The 17,045-nt window shown below is 54.1% G+C and carries 19 protein-coding genes; 8 read left to right on the forward strand and 11 right to left on the reverse strand.

What is annotated here, in order from left to right; all coding sequences use genetic code 11:
• Position 1: 1 nt before the first annotated feature.
• The 4 genes from sspA to zapE form a co-directional block, all read right to left on the reverse strand.
• Positions 2-643 (reverse strand): stringent starvation protein SspA, encoded by a 642-nt coding sequence (gene sspA, locus PZBJ_RS09650; RefSeq protein WP_008104394.1) that lies wholly within the window; start codon positions 641-643, stop codon positions 2-4.
• A gap of 329 nt (positions 644-972) precedes the next feature.
• Positions 973-1,365 (reverse strand): 30S ribosomal protein S9, encoded by a 393-nt coding sequence (rpsI, locus tag PZBJ_RS09655; RefSeq protein WP_007886600.1) that lies wholly within the window; start codon positions 1,363-1,365, stop codon positions 973-975.
• Between the two features lie 15 nt (positions 1,366-1,380).
• Positions 1,381-1,809 carry a 50S ribosomal protein L13 gene (gene rplM / locus PZBJ_RS09660; protein ID WP_007886599.1) on the reverse strand — a complete coding sequence of 143 codons (429 nt, stop codon included), beginning with the start codon at positions 1,807-1,809 and terminating at the stop codon, positions 1,381-1,383.
• Positions 1,810-2,047: 238 nt separating this feature from the next.
• On the reverse strand, positions 2,048-3,175 hold the full coding sequence (gene zapE, locus PZBJ_RS09665) for a cell division protein ZapE (RefSeq protein ID WP_101762290.1): 1,128 nt from the start codon (positions 3,173-3,175) through the stop codon (positions 2,048-2,050).
• A 190-nt stretch (positions 3,176-3,365) separates the two neighbouring features.
• On the opposite strand from zapE, the gene zapG reads away from it, so the two are divergent.
• The 3 genes from zapG to degS all read left to right on the forward strand — a co-directional run bounded on the left by zapG (position 3,366) and on the right by degS (position 6,411).
• Positions 3,366-3,770, forward strand: a complete 405-nt coding sequence (gene zapG, locus PZBJ_RS09670; RefSeq protein WP_064737767.1) for a Z-ring associated protein ZapG — start codon at positions 3,366-3,368, stop codon at positions 3,768-3,770.
• Positions 3,771-3,874: 104 nt separating this feature from the next.
• Positions 3,875-5,245 (forward strand): serine endoprotease DegQ, encoded by a 1,371-nt coding sequence (degQ, locus tag PZBJ_RS09675; RefSeq protein WP_101762291.1) that lies wholly within the window; start codon positions 3,875-3,877, stop codon positions 5,243-5,245.
• Between the two features lie 86 nt (positions 5,246-5,331).
• Positions 5,332-6,411, forward strand: coding sequence for an outer membrane-stress sensor serine endopeptidase DegS (gene degS, locus PZBJ_RS09680; RefSeq protein WP_101762292.1), 1,080 nt, complete (start codon positions 5,332-5,334; stop codon positions 6,409-6,411).
• Positions 6,412-6,434: 23 nt separating this feature from the next.
• On the opposite strand, the gene epmA is transcribed toward degS, so the two are convergent.
• Positions 6,435-7,412 carry an elongation factor P--(R)-beta-lysine ligase gene (gene epmA / locus PZBJ_RS09685; RefSeq protein WP_101762293.1) on the reverse strand — a complete coding sequence of 326 codons (978 nt, stop codon included), beginning with the start codon at positions 7,410-7,412 and terminating at the stop codon, positions 6,435-6,437.
• A gap of 136 nt (positions 7,413-7,548) precedes the next feature.
• Here epmA and PZBJ_RS09690 point away from each other — a divergent pair, with 136 nt between their 5' ends.
• Entirely contained in the window at positions 7,549-8,073 is a 525-nt protein-coding gene (locus PZBJ_RS09690) for a lipocalin family protein (protein ID WP_101762294.1), read from the forward strand.
• Positions 8,074-8,112: 39 nt separating this feature from the next.
• On the opposite strand, the gene PZBJ_RS09695 is transcribed toward PZBJ_RS09690, so the two are convergent.
• On the reverse strand, positions 8,113-8,247 hold the full coding sequence (locus PZBJ_RS09695) for an entericidin A/B family lipoprotein (RefSeq protein ID WP_007886592.1): 135 nt from the start codon (positions 8,245-8,247) through the stop codon (positions 8,113-8,115).
• Positions 8,248-8,392: 145 nt separating this feature from the next.
• Positions 8,393-8,959: an elongation factor P gene (gene efp / locus PZBJ_RS09700; RefSeq protein ID WP_034826669.1), complete on the reverse strand. Its 567-nt coding sequence runs from the start codon at positions 8,957-8,959 to the stop codon at positions 8,393-8,395.
• A 42-nt stretch (positions 8,960-9,001) separates the two neighbouring features.
• Between efp and epmB the strand changes: the two genes are divergently transcribed.
• Both epmB and PZBJ_RS09710 read left to right on the forward strand, forming a co-directional pair.
• Positions 9,002-10,030 (forward strand): EF-P beta-lysylation protein EpmB, encoded by a 1,029-nt coding sequence (epmB, locus tag PZBJ_RS09705; RefSeq protein ID WP_101762295.1) that lies wholly within the window; start codon positions 9,002-9,004, stop codon positions 10,028-10,030.
• A gap of 96 nt (positions 10,031-10,126) precedes the next feature.
• Positions 10,127-10,561 carry a DUF1090 domain-containing protein gene (locus PZBJ_RS09710; protein ID WP_101762296.1) on the forward strand — a complete coding sequence of 145 codons (435 nt, stop codon included), beginning with the start codon at positions 10,127-10,129 and terminating at the stop codon, positions 10,559-10,561.
• A gap of 64 nt (positions 10,562-10,625) precedes the next feature.
• Here the strand turns inward: PZBJ_RS09710 and PZBJ_RS09715 are convergent, their stop codons facing one another.
• The 4 genes from PZBJ_RS09715 to PZBJ_RS09730 all read right to left on the reverse strand — a co-directional run bounded on the left by PZBJ_RS09715 (position 10,626) and on the right by PZBJ_RS09730 (position 13,807).
• On the reverse strand, positions 10,626-10,973 hold the full coding sequence (locus PZBJ_RS09715) for a DUF4156 domain-containing protein (protein WP_008104416.1): 348 nt from the start codon (positions 10,971-10,973) through the stop codon (positions 10,626-10,628).
• Positions 10,974-11,170: 197 nt separating this feature from the next.
• On the reverse strand, positions 11,171-12,823 hold the full coding sequence (groL, locus tag PZBJ_RS09720; protein ID WP_101762297.1) for a chaperonin GroEL: 1,653 nt from the start codon (positions 12,821-12,823) through the stop codon (positions 11,171-11,173).
• Positions 12,824-12,869: 46 nt separating this feature from the next.
• On the reverse strand, positions 12,870-13,163 hold the full coding sequence (locus tag PZBJ_RS09725; RefSeq protein ID WP_101762298.1) for a co-chaperone GroES: 294 nt from the start codon (positions 13,161-13,163) through the stop codon (positions 12,870-12,872).
• A gap of 191 nt (positions 13,164-13,354) precedes the next feature.
• Positions 13,355-13,807 carry an FxsA family protein gene (locus tag PZBJ_RS09730; protein WP_192236087.1) on the reverse strand — a complete coding sequence of 151 codons (453 nt, stop codon included), beginning with the start codon at positions 13,805-13,807 and terminating at the stop codon, positions 13,355-13,357.
• A 375-nt stretch (positions 13,808-14,182) separates the two neighbouring features.
• On the opposite strand from PZBJ_RS09730, the gene aspA reads away from it, so the two are divergent.
• Both aspA and PZBJ_RS09740 read left to right on the forward strand, forming a co-directional pair.
• Positions 14,183-15,619, forward strand: coding sequence for an aspartate ammonia-lyase (gene aspA / locus PZBJ_RS09735; protein WP_101762300.1), 1,437 nt, complete (start codon positions 14,183-14,185; stop codon positions 15,617-15,619).
• A gap of 117 nt (positions 15,620-15,736) precedes the next feature.
• Entirely contained in the window at positions 15,737-17,038 is a 1,302-nt protein-coding gene (locus PZBJ_RS09740; RefSeq protein ID WP_101762301.1) for an anaerobic C4-dicarboxylate transporter, read from the forward strand.
• The last annotated feature ends 7 nt before the right edge of the window (positions 17,039-17,045 follow it).

The raw sequence follows: 17,045 nt of genomic DNA on the forward strand, positions 1-17,045 counted from the left end.
ATTAGCCCCGAGCTTGCAGGCGCATTTCACGTTCTGCTTCCGTCAGTGACGCAAGGAAAGAGTCACGTTCAAACACACGCGTCATATAGCCTTTCAGCTCTTTAGAACCGGCACCAGACAGGTCAACGCCCATCTGCGGCAGACGCCACAGCAGCGGCGCCAGATAGCAATCCACCAGGCTGAACTCTTCGCTCATGAAGAACGGTGTGCGTGCGAACAGTGGTGCAATCGCCAGCAGCTCTTCGCGCAGTTGCTTGCGCGCTGCATCGGCTTCGGCACCGTTGGCGGTTTCGATGGTGCGCATCAGGCTGTACCAATCCTGCTCAATGCGGTGCATCATCAGACGGCTTTCACCGCGCGCTACCGGGTAAACCGGCATCAGCGGTGGATGCGGGAAACGCTCATCGAGGTATTCCATGATGATGCGTGATTCATACAGCGTCAGTTCACGGTCGACCAGCGTCGGTACGGTGCGATACGGGTTGAGGTCAATCAGATCCTGCGGCAGGTTATCCGTTTCAACCTGCTCGATCTCCACGCTGACGCCCTTCTCAGCCAGTACGATACGTACCTGATGGCTGAAAATGTCAGTCGGACCAGAAAACAGCGTCATTACCGAACGTTTGTTGGCAGCGACAGCCATGAAAACCTCCAAGTTTGTTCACAAAAAGATACTGCGAATAGCCAACCACGCGGCGACTCACCGGCTCATCAGATTCGCCTACCGTCAGCGTCAGGAGCATCGACCGGTCTTCCGGACAGGAACGACATGCACAACGCTGCGTCTTGCAGGCGCAAAGTGACAGTGAGTTTACCAGATTTTAAGCAGCTTGTGGGGCGGGCGTGATGATTTGCGGGCAAAATGCGGGTAAAGCTCGCGTTTTTCGTGGGAAAAAATCATTAATGCAGGCAATAAAAAACCCGCCGAAGCGGGTTTTTTGAGCCAACTGCCGCTGCCGAAGCAGCAAACAATTAACGCTTGGAGAACTGCGGACGACGACGTGCTTTACGCAGGCCGACTTTCTTACGTTCAACTTCACGCGCATCACGGGTAACGAAGCCCGCTTTACGCAGTTCAGAACGCAGAGACTCGTCGTACTCCATCAGAGCGCGTGTGATACCGTGACGGATCGCACCAGCCTGACCAGAAATACCACCACCTTTAACGGTGATGTACAGGTCAAATTTACCAACCATATCAACCAGCTCCAGCGGCTGACGCACGACCATGCGTGCAGTCTCGCGACCGAAGTACTGCTCCAAAGAGCGCTGGTTAATTACGATGTTACCGCTACCCGGCTTGATGAAGACGCGAGCGGCAGAGCTTTTGCGGCGACCAGTGCCGTAGTTTTGAGTTTCAGCCATTGCCTATAATCCCGATTAAATGTCAAGAACTTGCGGTTGCTGCGCCGCGTGGTTGTGCTCGTTGCCTGCGTAAACTTTCAGTTTACGGTACATAGCACGACCCAGTGGGCCTTTCGGCAGCATGCCTTTAACCGCGATTTCAATCACACGCTCAGGACGGCGCTCGATCATCTCTGCAAAGGTCGCTTGCTTGATACCACCGATGTGGCCAGTGTGGTGATAGTAAATCTTATCAGTACGCTTGTTGCCGGTTACAGCAACTTTTTCTGCGTTCAGAACGATGATGTAATCACCGGTATCAACGTGCGGAGTGTATTCCGCTTTGTGCTTACCACGCAGACGGCGCGCCAGTTCAGTCGCCAGGCGACCCAAGGTTTTGCCCGTTGCGTCAACAACATACCAGTCACGCTGTACGGTTTCTGGTTTAGCTGTAAAAGTTTTCATTGAAAAGCTTACCCAAATAAAAAGTTACACGTTGGTGAAATCCCAAACGCTAAGTAAACGATTGAGGCTCACACGACCATTTTGCCCAGCAAGCCACCCCTTCAAGTGAGTTACCGGATCACATCGAGTTCTTGGGAAAGAAAACCGATGCTGTAACGTGGGGTCGCAAGATTATAGAGAAGTCGAACTCAAAGATCGAACCTTTTTGCATCTAAAACCTACGATTTATGCCACGTCATCAGGGCAGATGCGGCAGACGCAAATACTCTTCGCTCTGCATCTCCTGCAAACGCGACAAGCAGCGCTGATACTCAAACTTCAAGCGTGTGCCCTGATAAATTTCAAACAGTGATGTTTCAGCCGCGACAACCAGTTTCACGTGGCGTTCGTAGAACTCATCGACCAACGCAAGGAAGCGGCGCGCCTGATCTTCGCTCTTATAAATCATCACCGGCACATCATACAGCAAGACGCTGTGAAAACGGCGCGAGAGCTCAATATAGTCGTGCTGACTGCGCCCTTCGCCGCACAGCGTCAGGAAATTGATCGCCAGCACGCCTTCATGCACGCCCAGCGTGGGCATCTGGCGATGGTTGATTTCCAGCACCGGCGCGTCTTCACGCGCTTTGCCGGAAAGCGCGCGGAACATGCGCTCCATTTCGCTATGCGTGGCATCGTTGAGCGGGAAGTTCCACAAATGCGCCGACGTTAGTGTGCGCAAGCGGTAATCGATACCCGCGTCCACATTCATCACTTCACAATGACGCTTGATTTGTTCGATGGCTGGCAGGAAACGCGGGCGCTGCAGGCCGTTGCGATAGAGCTCATCCGGCGGAATGTTCGAGGTGGCTACCAGCGAGATGCCGCGCGCAAACAGCGCCTCCATCAGCGTGCCCAGCAGCATGGCGTCGGTGATATCCGAGACAAAAAACTCATCGAAACAGAGAATGTCGGTTTCCGCTTTAAAGCGATCGGCGACAATTAGCAGCGGATCGCTGTGGCCTTGCAGCTGCGTCAGTTCCTGATGGACACGCAGCATAAAGCGGTGGAAATGCAGGCGCAGCTTACGATCACCAGGAATTGACTGAAAAAACAGATCCATCACCCAGGTTTTACCGCGTCCCACACCGCCCCACATATACAGGCCGCGCACTGGCGCTTCGCGGGTGCTTTTCTCTTTATTCATTATCTTAGACAAGCGGCCCAACAGACCTTTGGCAGCCGGTTCAACCTGTTGCTGGCGGGCAATCAATCCTTGCTGGATGGTATCTAAGCGGGTAATCGCTTCTCGTTGTACGTCATCCGGGCGAAATTCGCCCTGCGACAGCGCCTGCTCGTAGCGTGCAAGCGGAGATGAGGTTTGCATGGTTCTCTCAGAATCCCTGAAAAAGTCCGATTCACGGGTCGGTTGACGAAAATTAGGCCGCTCTACACTAAGCGATGCAGCCCGATAGTTCCACTTCCAATAGATTATTGGGTATAGTGGCTGCTATTGAAGTTGATGTTGCAACAGAAGCAATGCCCTACGAAACAACGGAAATTACACGGGAGTCATTATGACCTGGGAATACGGGCTGATTGGTTTAGTGATTGGCATTATTGTCGGCGCAGTCGTCATGCGTTTTGGCAACAAGAAGCTGCGTGAGCAGCGTAGCATGCAGTATGAACTGGAAAAATCGAAGGCTGAGCTGGCGGATTACCGCGAGGAGCTCACCAACCACTTCGCCCGCAGCGCCGAGCTGCTGGACAATATGGCGCATGATTACCGCCAGCTGTATCAGCACATGGCGAAAGGGTCTAACGACCTGCTGCCAAATCTGCCCGGCGAGAAAAATCCGTTTGCCTACCAGTTAACGGAAGCCGAAGCGGATAACGATCAGGCGCCGGTGCAGATGCCGCGTGATTACTCTGAAGGCGCATCCGGCCTGTTACGTGGCAGCGACCGCGCTCCGCGTAATTAATCCTTTTGGGGCACAGCTTAGCTGTGCCCTTTTTGTTTTCGAACACAAACCACAAACTACTGTCACACTTCTTTTATCCCTTTCGCAGCGAGAGCGTTGTAGCAATGAAAAAACAAGCACGTCTGTTAAGCGCATTAGCCTTAGGTATCGGGATGAGTTTGGCTGCGGCGCCGAGTGCGCTGGCAACTCTTCCCGCCCAGATTCAGGGACAAGCATTGCCAAGCCTGGCACCGATGCTGGAAAAAGTTCTGCCCGCAGTAGTGAGCGTGCGTGTTGAAGGTACCGACAGCGGTCAGCAGGCGCAGGATATTCCTGAACCACTGAAGCGCTTTTTTGGTCAGGCACCGGGACAATCGCAGCCGCAGCCTTTTGAAGGTCTGGGTTCTGGCGTGATCATTGATGCCGCTAAAGGCTATATCCTCACCAATAACCATGTGGTCAGCAACGCCGATAAAATCAGCGTGCAGCTGGGTGACGGCAACGAATATGACGCTAAGTTAATTGGTCACGATGAACAAACCGACATCGCATTGATCCAGGTTGAAGGCGCGAAAAACCTGACGCAGGTGAAAATCGCCGACTCTGATTCGCTGAAAGTGGGTGATTTTGCCGTGGCCATCGGTAACCCGTTTGGTCTGGGTCAAACCGCCACGTCGGGCATCATCTCTGCGCTCGGTCGTAGCGGCCTGAATCTGGAAGGACTGGAAAACTTCATTCAGACCGATGCCGCGATTAACCGCGGTAACTCCGGTGGTGCGCTGGTGAACCTGAATGGTGAGTTGATTGGTATCAACACCGCGATTCTGGCGTCAAGCGGCGGCAACATCGGCATTGGCTTCGCCATTCCCGCCAATATGGCGATGAACCTGGCGCAGCAGCTGATTCAGTTCGGCGAAGTGAAGCGCGGTCAGCTTGGTATCAAAGGTACGGAAATGACCGCCGATATCGCCAAAGCGTTTAACGTCGATGCGCAGCGCGGTGCCTTTGTTTCGGAAGTGCTGCCGAAGTCAGCCGCCGAGAAAGCGGGCATCAAAGCTGGCGATATCATCACCTCCATCAATGATAAGCCGATCACCAGCTTTGCTGAGCTGCGAGTGAAAGTCGGCACCACACCGCCGGGCCAGGACGTAAAAATCGGCCTACTGCGTGAAGGCAAACCGGTTAACGTCACCGTCACGCTGGAACAGAGTGCGCAAACCACCGCCAGCGCGCAGCTGATGTCGCCTGCACTGCAAGGCGCAACGCTGAGCGACGGCGCGACTAAAACCGGTGATAAAGGCGTGAAAGTCGATGCCATTGAAAAAGGCACGCCAGCGGAGCAAGTCGGTTTGCAGAAAGATGATGTGATCATCGGCGTAAACCGCAATCGCGTCGCTTCTATTGCCGAAATGCGCAAAGTGCTGGAAGGCAAACCGCCGGTGCTGGCACTGAACGTGGTGCGCGGCGAAGAGACGATTTACCTGCTTCTGCGATAATCCTCGCAACAGGCGGACAAGCAGGTGTTTGTCCGCCTTTCTCATGCTATTCTGCCCTGCGATCTCACCTGGCTTGAAATAACACCATGTTTCTTAAACTTTTGCGTTCTGTGGTGATGGGCCTGATCGTGGCTGGCTTACTGCTCGTCGCGATCCCTGCGCTGCGTATGGGCAGCAACGTCACCTTTGATCAAGACAACAGCGACGATGAAGCACCCGTTAGTTTTAATCAGGGTGTGCGACGTGCCGTGCCCGCGGTCGTTAACGTCTATAACCGCAGCGCCCACGGCAACAATAATCGCGGCATCACGACGCTGGGTTCCGGCGTCATCATGAACGGCAAAGGCTACATCCTCACTAACAAACACGTGATTAATAACGCCGACCAAATCATCGTCGCGCTGCAGGATGGACGCTTCTTCGAAGCCACCTTAGTGGGTTCCGATGCCATGACCGATTTAGCGGTGCTGAAAATCAGCGCCTCCAACTTGCCGGTTATCCCCATCAACGCCAAACGTATCGCGCACATCGGCGACGTCGTCATGGCGATCGGCAACCCATACAACCTCGGCCAAACCGTGACGCAAGGCATTATCAGCGCCACCGGACGCGTGGGCCTGAGCTCATCCGGACGACAAAACTTCCTGCAGACCGATGCCTCGATCAATCAGGGTAACTCGGGCGGCGCATTGATTAACTCGCTGGGTGAACTGATGGGCATTAACACCTTGACGTTTGATAAAAGCAGCGATGGCGAAACGCCGGAAGGGATTGGTTTCGCCATTCCCACCGCGCTGGCGAGCAAAATCATGGATAAGCTGATTCGTGATGGTCGGGTGATTCGCGGCTACATCGGCATCACCGGGCGCGAACTGCCGCCGCTGCACGGCCAGGGCAGTAATCTTGATCGCGTGCAGGGCATTATCGTCAGTGACGTCACGCCGAATGGCCCCGCCGATAGCGCCGGCATTCAGGCCAATGACGTGCTGCTGGAAGTGAATGGTAAACCGGCGCTCTCGGCGCAGGAAACCATGGATCAGGTGGCAGAAATTCGGCCGGGCTCGGTGATTGACGTGCAGATCTTGCGTAATGAAAAGAAAATGACCTTGCCGGTGACGATTCAGGAATTCCCGGAAGTGACCGCGCCCGCCACCACCACGCCATAAGGGCGCTTGCGCGCCCTGATGATTTAGCTGCGATCGACCGGGAAGGCGATCACTTCGCTTAGCGAGCTGGCTTTCAGCGCCAGCATGATCAAACGATCCACGCCCAACGCCACGCCAGAACAGGCAGGCATACCGTGCGCCAGCGCATCCAGCAGATAGGTATCGATAGGATGTTGCGGCAGGCCACGCGCGGCTCGACGACGATTGTCCTGCTCAAAGCGCTGACGCTGCTCGCGGCTATCGGTTAACTCACGGAAACCGTTCGCCAGCTCAATCCCTTTGTAATAGACCTCAAAGCGCTCGGCGACGCGGTGATCTTCCGTACTGATCTCCGCCAGCGCGGCCTGCGTCGCAGGGAAATGGTAGACGAAGCACGGCTTATCGTTACCAATCTTCGGCTCAACGCCCAGCATAAACAGCAGCTGCAGCAGCGTATCGCGGTCTTCTTCACGATTGGCCAACTCGCCCTCGCCCAGCTTCTCCGCCACTTCGCGTAGCTGCGCTTTATCAGCCGATAACGGATCGACTTCCAGATGGCGGATAAACGCCTGCTGATACGACAGGGATTCCGCGCTGTCGCACTCCAGCACCTGCTGCATCAAATCGTCCACCTCGTTCATGAGGCGGTACATGTCGTAGTGCGGACGATACCACTCCAGCATGGTGAACTCGGGATTGTGGTGACGCCCGGCCTCCTCATTACGGAAGCTGCGCCCCATCTGGTAAATCGGACCACTTCCGGCCGCCAGCAGGCGCTTCATGTGATATTCCGGACTGGTCATCAGCCACAGATCGCGCCCTTCGGCTGCGCCTGGCCCAACAAAACGCGTCTGGAACGGCACCAGATGGATGTCAGTGATGGTCGCCTGGCTCATCGCCGGGGTATCGACCTCCAGCACGCCGCGATCGGCAAAGAAACGACGTATTTCCGCCATGATAGCGGCGCGTTTCAACAAATTGGCAATGGGTGCGCTCGGCTGCCAGCTTGCCGTTTCGCTCATGTTGATGACTCCTCATACAGATAAGGGGTGGAAGTCTACCCGCAATGCCGATGGCAAACAACGGCAGCGGGCGCAGGCAGCAATTTGCTAGCGGGAAGCTATACTTAACCCATTAAAATCGTAGAGGAATCCCACAATGTCCCCATGGAAAACCCTGCTTGCCAGCCTGAGCGCTTTTCTCTCCGTTGCCTGCTCAACCGCGCCACCTAAAGGTGTTACGGTAGTAGAAGGTTTCGACAGTCAGCGCTATCTCGGCCAATGGTATGAAATCGCCCGACTCGATCACCGCTTTGAGCGAGGATTACAACAGGTTACCGCTAATTATAGTCCGCGCGAGGACGGCGGCTTGAAGGTGATCAACCGCGGCTACAATCAGCAGAAACAGCGCTGGCAAGAGAGCGTTGGCAAAGCCTATTTCACCGGCGATAAACAGCGCGCCGCGCTGAAAGTGTCGTTCTTTGGCCCTTTCTATGGCGGCTACAACGTGATCGCACTGGATCCTGACTATCGCTATGCGCTGGTGTGCGGGCCGAATCGTAGCTACTTGTGGATTCTGTCACGTACGCCGCAGCTGGATGAAAATGTTAAGCAACGCCTGGTTGAACAGGCCAGAAGTGCCGGATTCCCGGTGGATGAGCTGATTTGGGTGGAGCAGAAATAGAGAGGACCGGTGCGAAAGTCGCTTTCGCACCGGACTATCTTACTGTGCGCTGCGCTGGATTGCCTTGCCGCCCGCCGAAACGTCTTCGCCAACACCACGCGTGGTGTTACAAGCGGTCAGAACGGATGAGAGCACCAGCACGGAAAAAATCGCGACAATACTTTTCTTTAACATAGCCATATCCTTTTTGGTTGCAGTAAAAGTACAGCTCTTAAAGCATAGTCTTGATCTGTAAAACTGCGGATTGGACGGATGAAAAAAGAGAAGGGAAACACACAGTGAGAAAAAAGGCGCATCAATGATGCGCCTGATTTGACGATTATTTTACGCGAGAAACGTATTCGCCAGAGCGGGTATCTACTTTTACTACTTCGCCAATCTGTACGAACAATGGCACTTTGATTACCGCGCCAGTCGACAGCGTAGCGGGCTTACCGCCGGTACCTGCGGTATCACCCTTCAGGCCTGGATCGGTTTCGATAACTTCCGCTTCGATGAAGTTCGGTGGCTGAACAGCGATCGCTTTATCGTTCCACAGGGTAACGATACAATCCGCATTGTCCTGCAGCCACTTGGTCACGTCATCCAGCACTTTAGATTCGATCTGATACTGCTCGAAAGATTCCGGGTGCATGAAGTAGTAGAAGTCGCCGTCGTTGTAAGAGTATTGCAGCGTCATATCACGAACGTCTGCGCCTTCGGCAGAGTCAGTAGATTTGAAGGTCTTCTCAACGCGAGAACCGGTCAGCAGACGACGCATTTTAACGCGCGCAAATGCCTGGCCTTTACCCGGCTTAACGAACTCACTGGCTTCGATGGCATATGGCTCGCCTTCGAACATGATTTTAAGACCGGGACGGAAATCGTTGCTAAGATAAGTCGCCATAAAGGCCCTCTGTAAATATTGAACTGGTAAATAGCCAAAAAAATGGCACACATTGTAACCCTAAATCCCCCCGTCAGAGAAGATTGGTTGCAGCAACTAGCTGATGTTGTCACCGAACCTGCTGAATTACTGCAACTTTTATCTCTTGATCAGCATGCTGATCTGGCTGCAGGCGCCGATGCGCGCAAGCTTTTTGCCCTGCGCGTACCGCGCGCCTTCATCGCACGCATGAAAAAAGGCGATGCGACCGACCCGCTGCTGCTGCAAGTGCTCACCAGCCGTCAGGAATTTATCGATGCGCCAGGTTATAGCACCGATCCGCTGGATGAACAAAGCAGCGTGGTGCCGGGTTTACTGCATAAGTATAGAAACCGAGCGCTGCTGCTGGTAAAAGGCGGCTGTGCGGTCAACTGCCGCTACTGTTTCCGCCGCCATTTCCCCTATCAGGATAATCAGGGCAACAAGCGCAACTGGCAGGCAGCGATTGACTACATCGCCACGCATCCGGAACTGGACGAGATCATATTCTCCGGCGGCGATCCGCTGATGGCGAAAGATCATGAACTGGCATGGCTGGTGGGCGCGCTGGAGAAAATCCCGCATCTCAAACGCCTGCGTATTCACAGCCGCTTGCCGGTGGTGATCCCGTCGCGTATCACCGAAAGCTTGTGTCAGATTCTGGCGGACACGCGCCTGCAGGTATTGATGGTGAGCCATATCAACCATGCGCAGGAAATTGATGATGAGCTGCGTTACGGCATGCAGATGCTGAAGCGTGCCGGCGTGACGCTGCTCAATCAGAGCGTGTTGCTGCGTGATGTGAATGATGATGCGCAGACGCTAGCGGATCTCAGTAATGCGCTGTTTGATGCTGGCATTCTGCCCTACTACCTGCACGTGCTGGATAAGGTGCAAGGCGCGGCGCACTTCTTTGTGTCAGATGAGGAAGCACGTGGGCTGATGCGCCAGCTGCTGCCGATGGTTTCCGGTTATATGGTGCCGAAACTGGCGCGCGAGATTGGCGGCGAGCCAAGCAAGACGCCGCTGGATTTGCAGCTGCGTCAGGTATAACCAAGACCCAACTGAATGATTCCTGCCCATCGTTCCTCTATAAAAGCTCCTGAAATTATCTGGCACATGGTGTGCTGAGGTTATACAGGAGCTGTTATGAAAAAAGTGGCATTAACGCTACTGGCACTGTTATCGCTGAGTTTGGTTTTTACTATGAAAGCCAAGGCCGCTCAGGATTGCGCCACGCGTCACGCGGCAATTAGCGAAGAATTACGTTACGCTGAAGCCAATAATAATTATTCACGGATTAACGGCCTGCGCAGCGCGCTCGCTGAACTGAATGCGCATTGCACCCGCAGTAACGTCATTTACGATACACAGCGCCAACTCGATAAACTCAAAGATAAAGTGGCGGATAAGCAGAAATCCATTGGTGAAATCGAGTTTGATTTAAGGCGCGCTCGTGTAGACGCAGATGCGAAAAAAATTCGCAAATATCAGCATAAGCTAGAAGATAAACAAGAAGAACTCGCTGAAGCACAACAAGAGCTAGCGCGAGTACAGAATGAGATGTCCGCATTGAGGAAATAACAAAATGGCCGAAGCAATTCGGCCATTTTGCATTCAACTTTTCATGCATTTACGCCGGAAAAATTCACGGGCACTTATACACCTGGCCGGTCATTTTGCTGTCGAGCGGTGCGAAAGCTGACAGCAGATTCTGCGTCGGGCTGGTGGCGCCATAAATCACGTTGCCGCCCATTTCTGCCGCGCGGTTGCGTAGGTCGTTAGCCGCGCCACGCAGTGAACTGCCTTCACCGCCTGAACCGCTCAGCCAGTTGCTCTGAGAGCCGGTAAGCGTTCCCAGCAGCTGACATTGACTTGCGGGTTGTTGGTCGACGAAGGTCACACGTTCGCCGCCAGCACTCAATTGATTGGAGCTGCTACAGCCCGCCAGCAGTAAAGTTCCGACTGCCAGACCGAGCAAGAGGTTAATCCGCATTGTAATCCCCATTTATTATCATCAGTGTCGGGCGGCAGCGTAGCAGAAAAGCGCACTTTTTTTCTGAACATTCATTGCCCTAAACCCGTAAAGCCGAAGTATTGCGCCCTTACTTATACCTTGTTCCCCAGCAAAAGAAAAACCCCCGACCGTTTCCGATCGGGGGTTTTCCAGATGACTTAAACAGTCAGGGGCAATTACATCATGCCGCCCATTCCGCCCATGCCACCCATACCGCCAGCGCCGCCTAAATCAGGTGCGTCGCTTTTTGGCAGGTCAGTCACCATCGCTTCGGTGGTGATCATCAGGCCCGCAACCGATGAAGCGTACTGCAGCGCAGAACGAGTCACTTTGGTTGGATCCAGGATACCGAAGTCGATCATGTTGCCGTACTCTTCAGTCTGCGCGTTATAACCGTAGTTACCGTCGCCTGCTTTCACGTTGTTAGCAACAACTGAAGGCTCTTCGCCGGCGTTGGAAACGATCTGACGCAGCGGGGCTTCCATTGCGCGCAGCGCAACTTTGATACCCACGTTCTGATCTTCGTTATCGCCTTTCAGGCCAGATGCGGCGATTTTCGCTGCAACGCGAACCAGCGCCACACCACCACCGGCAACCACGCCTTCTTCAACCGCAGCACGGGTCGCGTGCAGGGCATCTTCAACGCGTGCTTTCTTCTCTTTCATTTCAACTTCAGTTGCTGCGCCCACTTTCAGCACGGCTACGCCGCCTGCCAGTTTCGCTACGCGCTCCTGCAGTTTCTCTTTGTCGTAATCAGAGGTTGCTTCTTCGATCTGCTGACGAATCTGCGTTACGCGGCCAGAGATAGCGCCTTGATCGCCCACGCCATCGATGATGGTGGTGGTGTCTTTGTTGATCACAACGCGTTTTGCCTGACCCAGATCTTCCAGGGTAGCTTTCTCCAGCTCCATACCGATCTCTTCAGAGATCACGGTACCGCCGGTCAGGATAGCGATATCCTGCAGCATCGCTTTACGACGGTCGCCGAAGCCAGGTGCTTTAACCGCAGCCACTTTGACGATACCGCGCATGGTGTTCACCACCAGCGTTGCCAGAGCTTCACCTTCCACGTCTTCTGCAATGATCAGCAGTGGCTTACCGGCTTTCGCAACGGCTTCCAGCACTGGCAGCATTTCGCGGATGTTAGAGATTTTCTTGTCAGCCAGCAGGATGAACGGGGTTTCCAGCTCAACTGCGCCTGTTTCTGGCTTGTTGATGAAGTACGGAGACAGGTAGCCGCGGTCAAACTGCATACCTTCAACCACGTCCAGCTCATCTTGCAGGCCGGTGCCTTCTTCAACGGTGATAACGCCTTCTTTGCCCACTTTGTCCATCGCGTCGGCAATCAGTTTGCCCACGGTTTCATCAGAGTTAGCAGAGATGGTACCAACCTGTGCAATTGCGCGTGAATCCTGGCAAGGCACAGACAGGGTTTTCAGTTCTTCAACGGCGGCGATAACGGCTTTATCGATACCGCGTTTCAGATCCATCGGGTTCATGCCCGCAGCGACGGCTTTCAGGCCTTCGGTGATGATGGCCTGAGCCAGTACAGTTGCGGTGGTGGTGCCGTCGCCTGCTGCGTCGTTCGCTTTAGAGGCCACCTCTTTCACCATCTGTGCGCCCATGTTTTCGAACTTGTCTTCCAGCTCGATTTCACGCGCAACAGAAACACCATCTTTGGTGATGGTCGGTGCACCAAAAGATTTATCCAGAACCACGTTACGGCCTTTCGGGCCCAGGGTAACTTTTACTGCATCTGCCAGTACGTTTACGCCGCGCAGCATTTTTACGCGTGCGTCATTACCGAATTTTACGTCTTTAGCTGCCATTTCAAATATCCCTTAAATTCGTTTCGTTCAGTGAATTGCGCGTAAATTACGCTTCAACAACTGCCAGGATGTCGCTTTCGGAGATGATCAGAACTTCTTCGTTGTCGATTTTCTCGGTTTTGGCACCGTAGCCTTCGCTGAAAATCACCAGATCACCCACTTTTACGTCCAGTGGCTTAACTTCACCGTTTTCCAGGATGCGGCCTTTGCCAACAGCCAGGATTTCACCGCGGGTAGATTTACCGGCAGCTGAACCGGTCAGCACGATGCCGCCCGCTGATTTAGCTTCGACTTCTTTACGCTTGACGATAACGCGATCGTGCAATGGACGAATTTTCATTTGATAGCTCTCCTTTAGAAAGTCCAATCATTCATTTTTGGGGTTGAGCCGGACAGCAGGGCTTCCAGCCTCGTGCTGGAAGAGATAGGGGCAATAAGTGGGCTTTCAAGGGCAAAAAATATAAATATTTTCGTTTCTGCAACAGACGGCGAAAAAAGCAACAAAAAGGCGGCTTGCGCCGCCTTGATTATCTAATGGTCTTTGTCATGTCCTATTTGGTCCTGATCTTTGCGCTCATATTCACCGTCCACGGTGAAACCCGCATCCGGACCGGCGCCCGGACCGCGCCATACGCGCAAGTGCGGCATCAGCTTCAACGTCAGATGCTTCTGCACCGGCGGCAACAGCAGCAGTAAACCGAGGAAGTCGGTGAAGAAACCGGGCAACAGCAGCAGGAAGCCGGAGATAATCAGCGAAACGCTTTTGGTCATCTCAGCCGCCGGGCTTTCGTTACGCGCCAGCTTCTCCTGCATCAAACGGAAGTTCTTCATGCCCTGATTTTTCACCAGCGACACACCAATACACGAGGTGAAGATCACCAATAGCATGGTGAGCAGCACGCCCAGCGCATGCGCGACCTGAATGAAAATTGAGATCTCAATCCAGGCCAAAACAAAAAAAATCACGAACGGTAACCAGCGCACCGAGTTCTCCTGTGAGTTGAAGCTGCCCCGCAAATGGCCAGGCAGCAGAAAGGGAGGGTCTTTACGACCGTATTGATAGAGATGGGCATTTGCACCGGCATTTTCAACCGATCCTGCCATTTTTTTCCCACTGACTTAAAATTGCGAAGTACATCACATATCGTTATTACCGCTGGGCCTGCAAAAGCCCGTAAAGTGATCTGTGCACAAACAATTCTGTAACATCAGAATATGATCGTGCCCGTCAGTGCGAAGATGGATAATATGTCGGCGCTGACATTCCACGACAATATAATCGCTTCACCTGCACGTTGTTTGCCGCCCGTCCATCCCGACGCCCGGCAGTAACCAGGCAGCAATAACAAGAAGGTAATCATGGCGAACAACATTCGTATCGAAGAAGACCTGTTAGGCATGCGCGAAGTTCCGGCAGACGCTTACTACGGTGTTCATACTCTGCGTGCGATTGAAAACTTCTACATTAGTAATAATAAAATCAGCGACATACCGGAGTTTGTCCGCGGTATGGTGATGGTGAAGAAAGCAGCCGCGCTCGCCAACAAAGAGTTGCAGACCATTCCCCGCAATATCGCCAACACCATTATTCAGGCCTGTGATGAAGTGCTGAATAACGGTAAATGCATGGATCAGTTCCCGGTTGACGTCTATCAGGGCGGCGCGGGCACCTCGGTCAACATGAACACCAATGAAGTGCTGGCCAACATCGGCCTGGAGCTGATGGGCCACCAGAAAGGTGAATATCAGTACCTCAATCCCAACGATCACGTGAACAAGTGTCAGTCCACCAACGATGCTTATCCAACCGGTTTTCGTATCGCGGTGTACGCTTCGATCCTGAAACTGCTCGACGGCATTAATCAACTGAGCGAAGGTTTCCAGCGAAAAGCGGTTGAATTCGAAAGCATTCTGAAAATGGGCCGTACTCAGCTGCAGGATGCGGTGCCGATGACGCTTGGCCAGGAGTTCCACGCGTTTAACGTGCTGCTGAATGAAGAGACTCGCAGCATTCTGCGCACCGCTGAACTGCTGCTGGAAGTGAACCTCGGCGCCACCGCCATCGGCACACGTCTCAATACGCCGGATGGCTATCAGCAGCTGGCGGTACAGCGTTTGGCGGAAGTGAGTAATCTGCCGGTGGTGCCTGCAGAAGATTTGATTGAAGCCACCTCCGACTGCGGCGCGTACGTGATGGTGCACTCGGCGCTGAAACGCCTGGCCGTGAAACTGTCGAAAATCTGTAACGACCTGCGCCTGCTCTCCTCCGGTCCGCGCGCCGGCCTGAATGAGATCAACCTGCCTGAACTGCAGGCCGGTTCATCGATCATGCCCGCCAAAGTCAATCCGGTGGTGCCAGAAGTGGTGAATCAGGTGTGTTTCAAAGTGATCGGCAATGACATCACCGTCACCATGGCGTCAGAAGCGGGTCAGCTGCAGCTCAACGTGATGGAGCCAGTGATTGGCCAGGCGCTGTTTGAATCGATCAGCATCCTGACTAACGCCTGCTTCAACCTGCTGGAAAAATGCGTCAACGGCATCACCGCCAACAAAGCAGTGTGTGAAGCTTACGTGTTCAACTCGATTGGTATCGTCACTTACCTCAACCCGTACATCGGCCACCACAACGGCGATATCGTCGGTAAGATTTGCGCCGAAACCGGTAAAAGCGTACGTGAAGTGGTGCTGGAGCGCGGCCTGCTGACGGAAACCGAACTGGATGACATTTTCTCCATTCAGAACCTGATGCATCCGGCGTACAAAGCCAAACGCTACACCGACGAAAACGAACAGTAATCCGTTCCGGATCAAGTTGCCAACAGCACGCCCATATACAATGCGGCGTGCTTTTTTCATTTTGGCGGCTACAACTTTAAGAGTCGGGATTTCTCCGCGGCTCAGGGAGTGGAACGAATGGTAGTAGTGGAGTTGGTTATTGTCCTGCTGGCGATCTGGCTCGGTGCGCGTCTGGGCGGCATCGGTATTGGTTTCGCGGGCGGTTTAGGTGTGCTGGCGTTGACGCTGATTTGCGGCTTGAAACCCGGCGCGATTCCCTTTGATGTAATCGAAATTATCATGGCGGTGATTGCCGCAATTGCCGCGATGCAGATCGCCGGTGGTCTCGATTATCTGGTGGGATTAGCAGAACGCCTGCTGCGCCGCCATCCACGCTATGTCACCTTCCTTGCGCCGCTGGTCACCTATGTCATGACGCTGCTGGCCGGCACCGGTCACACCGCGTTCTCCACCTTGCCGGTGATTGCCGAAGTGGCGAAAGAGCAAGGCGTGCGCCCGTCGCGTCCGTTGTCGATTGCGGTCGTCGCCTCGCAGATTGCCATTACCGCCTCGCCGCTCTCGGCGGCGGTGGTATTCTTCGCTTCAATCCTGGAACCGCATGGCGTGAGTTATCTGGCGCTGCTGGGTGTGGCGATTCCCTCTACCATGGCAGCGATCTTCTGCGCCGCCATCATCACCAGTTTTCTCGGCAAGGAGCTCAGGGATGATGAGAAATATCAGGCGCGTTTAGCGAAAGGTGAAGTGAAACTGCGCGGTGAGCAGGTTTATGACATCAAACCGGGCGCGAAGCGTGCCGTATTGCTGTTCCTGATCGGCATCGCCGCCGTGGTGCTCTACGCCACCGCAATTAGCGACAGCGTTGGCCTGATCAGCAATCCCGTGCTGCCACGCAACGAAGCCATCGTGGTGTTTATGCTGACCGTTGCCACGCTGATCTGCCTGACCTGTAAAGTCGATACCGGTGAAATCCTCAGCGCCAGCACCTTTAAATCGGGCATGAGCGCCTGTATCTGCGTGATGGGCGTAGCGTGGCTGGGCGATACCTTTGTCAAAGCGCACCTCAACGATATCCAAGCGTTAGCCGGTGACATGCTGCAAGGTTATCCGTGGATGCTAGCGCTGGTGCTGTTCTTCGCCGCCACGCTGCTCTATTCGCAAGCCGCCACCACCAAAGCGTTGATGCCTGCCGCGTTGATGCTGGGCGTCTCGCCGCTGGCCGCCGTCGCGTCCTTTGCGGCGGTTTCCGCGCTGTTCGTGCTGCCGACCTATCCTACGCTGCTGGCCGCGGTGGAAATGGATGACACCGGATCAACCCGTATCGGCAAGTTTGTGTTTAACCACTCCTTTATTATTCCGGGCGTGTTAGCGATTGCCTTCTCGGTGGCGTTTGGCTTCCTGTTTGGCAGCCTGATTCTGTAGCGCGGTT

It is taken from the genome of Pantoea endophytica (genome assembly GCF_002858935.1).
GTDB lineage: Bacteria > Pseudomonadota > Gammaproteobacteria > Enterobacterales > Enterobacteriaceae > Pantoea > Pantoea leporis.

Coding starts and splice junctions, on each gene's coding strand:
- epmB (WP_101762295.1), top strand. CDS start 9,002: ATGGCACACATTGTAACCCTAAATCCCCCCGTCAGAGAAGATTGGTTG.
- sspA (WP_008104394.1), bottom strand. CDS start 643: ATGGCTGTCGCTGCCAACAAACGTTCGGTAATGACGCTGTTTTCTGGT.
- zapG (WP_064737767.1), top strand. CDS start 3,366: ATGACCTGGGAATACGGGCTGATTGGTTTAGTGATTGGCATTATTGTC.
- PZBJ_RS09715 (WP_008104416.1), bottom strand. CDS start 10,973: ATGCGGATTAACCTCTTGCTCGGTCTGGCAGTCGGAACTTTACTGCTG.
- efp (WP_034826669.1), bottom strand. CDS start 8,959: ATGGCGACTTATCTTAGCAACGATTTCCGTCCCGGTCTTAAAATCATG.
- rplM (WP_007886599.1), bottom strand. CDS start 1,809: ATGAAAACTTTTACAGCTAAACCAGAAACCGTACAGCGTGACTGGTAT.
- zapE (WP_101762290.1), bottom strand. CDS start 3,175: ATGCAAACCTCATCTCCGCTTGCACGCTACGAGCAGGCGCTGTCGCAG.
- degQ (WP_101762291.1), top strand. CDS start 3,875: ATGAAAAAACAAGCACGTCTGTTAAGCGCATTAGCCTTAGGTATCGGG.
- PZBJ_RS09690 (WP_101762294.1), top strand. CDS start 7,549: ATGTCCCCATGGAAAACCCTGCTTGCCAGCCTGAGCGCTTTTCTCTCC.
- PZBJ_RS09695 (WP_007886592.1), bottom strand. CDS start 8,247: ATGTTAAAGAAAAGTATTGTCGCGATTTTTTCCGTGCTGGTGCTCTCA.
- aspA (WP_101762300.1), top strand. CDS start 14,183: ATGGCGAACAACATTCGTATCGAAGAAGACCTGTTAGGCATGCGCGAA.
- epmA (WP_101762293.1), bottom strand. CDS start 7,412: ATGAGCGAAACGGCAAGCTGGCAGCCGAGCGCACCCATTGCCAATTTG.
- groL (WP_101762297.1), bottom strand. CDS start 12,823: ATGGCAGCTAAAGACGTAAAATTCGGTAATGACGCACGCGTAAAAATG.
- rpsI (WP_007886600.1), bottom strand. CDS start 1,365: ATGGCTGAAACTCAAAACTACGGCACTGGTCGCCGCAAAAGCTCTGCC.
- PZBJ_RS09710 (WP_101762296.1), top strand. CDS start 10,127: ATGAAAAAAGTGGCATTAACGCTACTGGCACTGTTATCGCTGAGTTTG.
- PZBJ_RS09725 (WP_101762298.1), bottom strand. CDS start 13,163: ATGAAAATTCGTCCATTGCACGATCGCGTTATCGTCAAGCGTAAAGAA.
- PZBJ_RS09740 (WP_101762301.1), top strand. CDS start 15,737: ATGGTAGTAGTGGAGTTGGTTATTGTCCTGCTGGCGATCTGGCTCGGT.
- degS (WP_101762292.1), top strand. CDS start 5,332: ATGTTTCTTAAACTTTTGCGTTCTGTGGTGATGGGCCTGATCGTGGCT.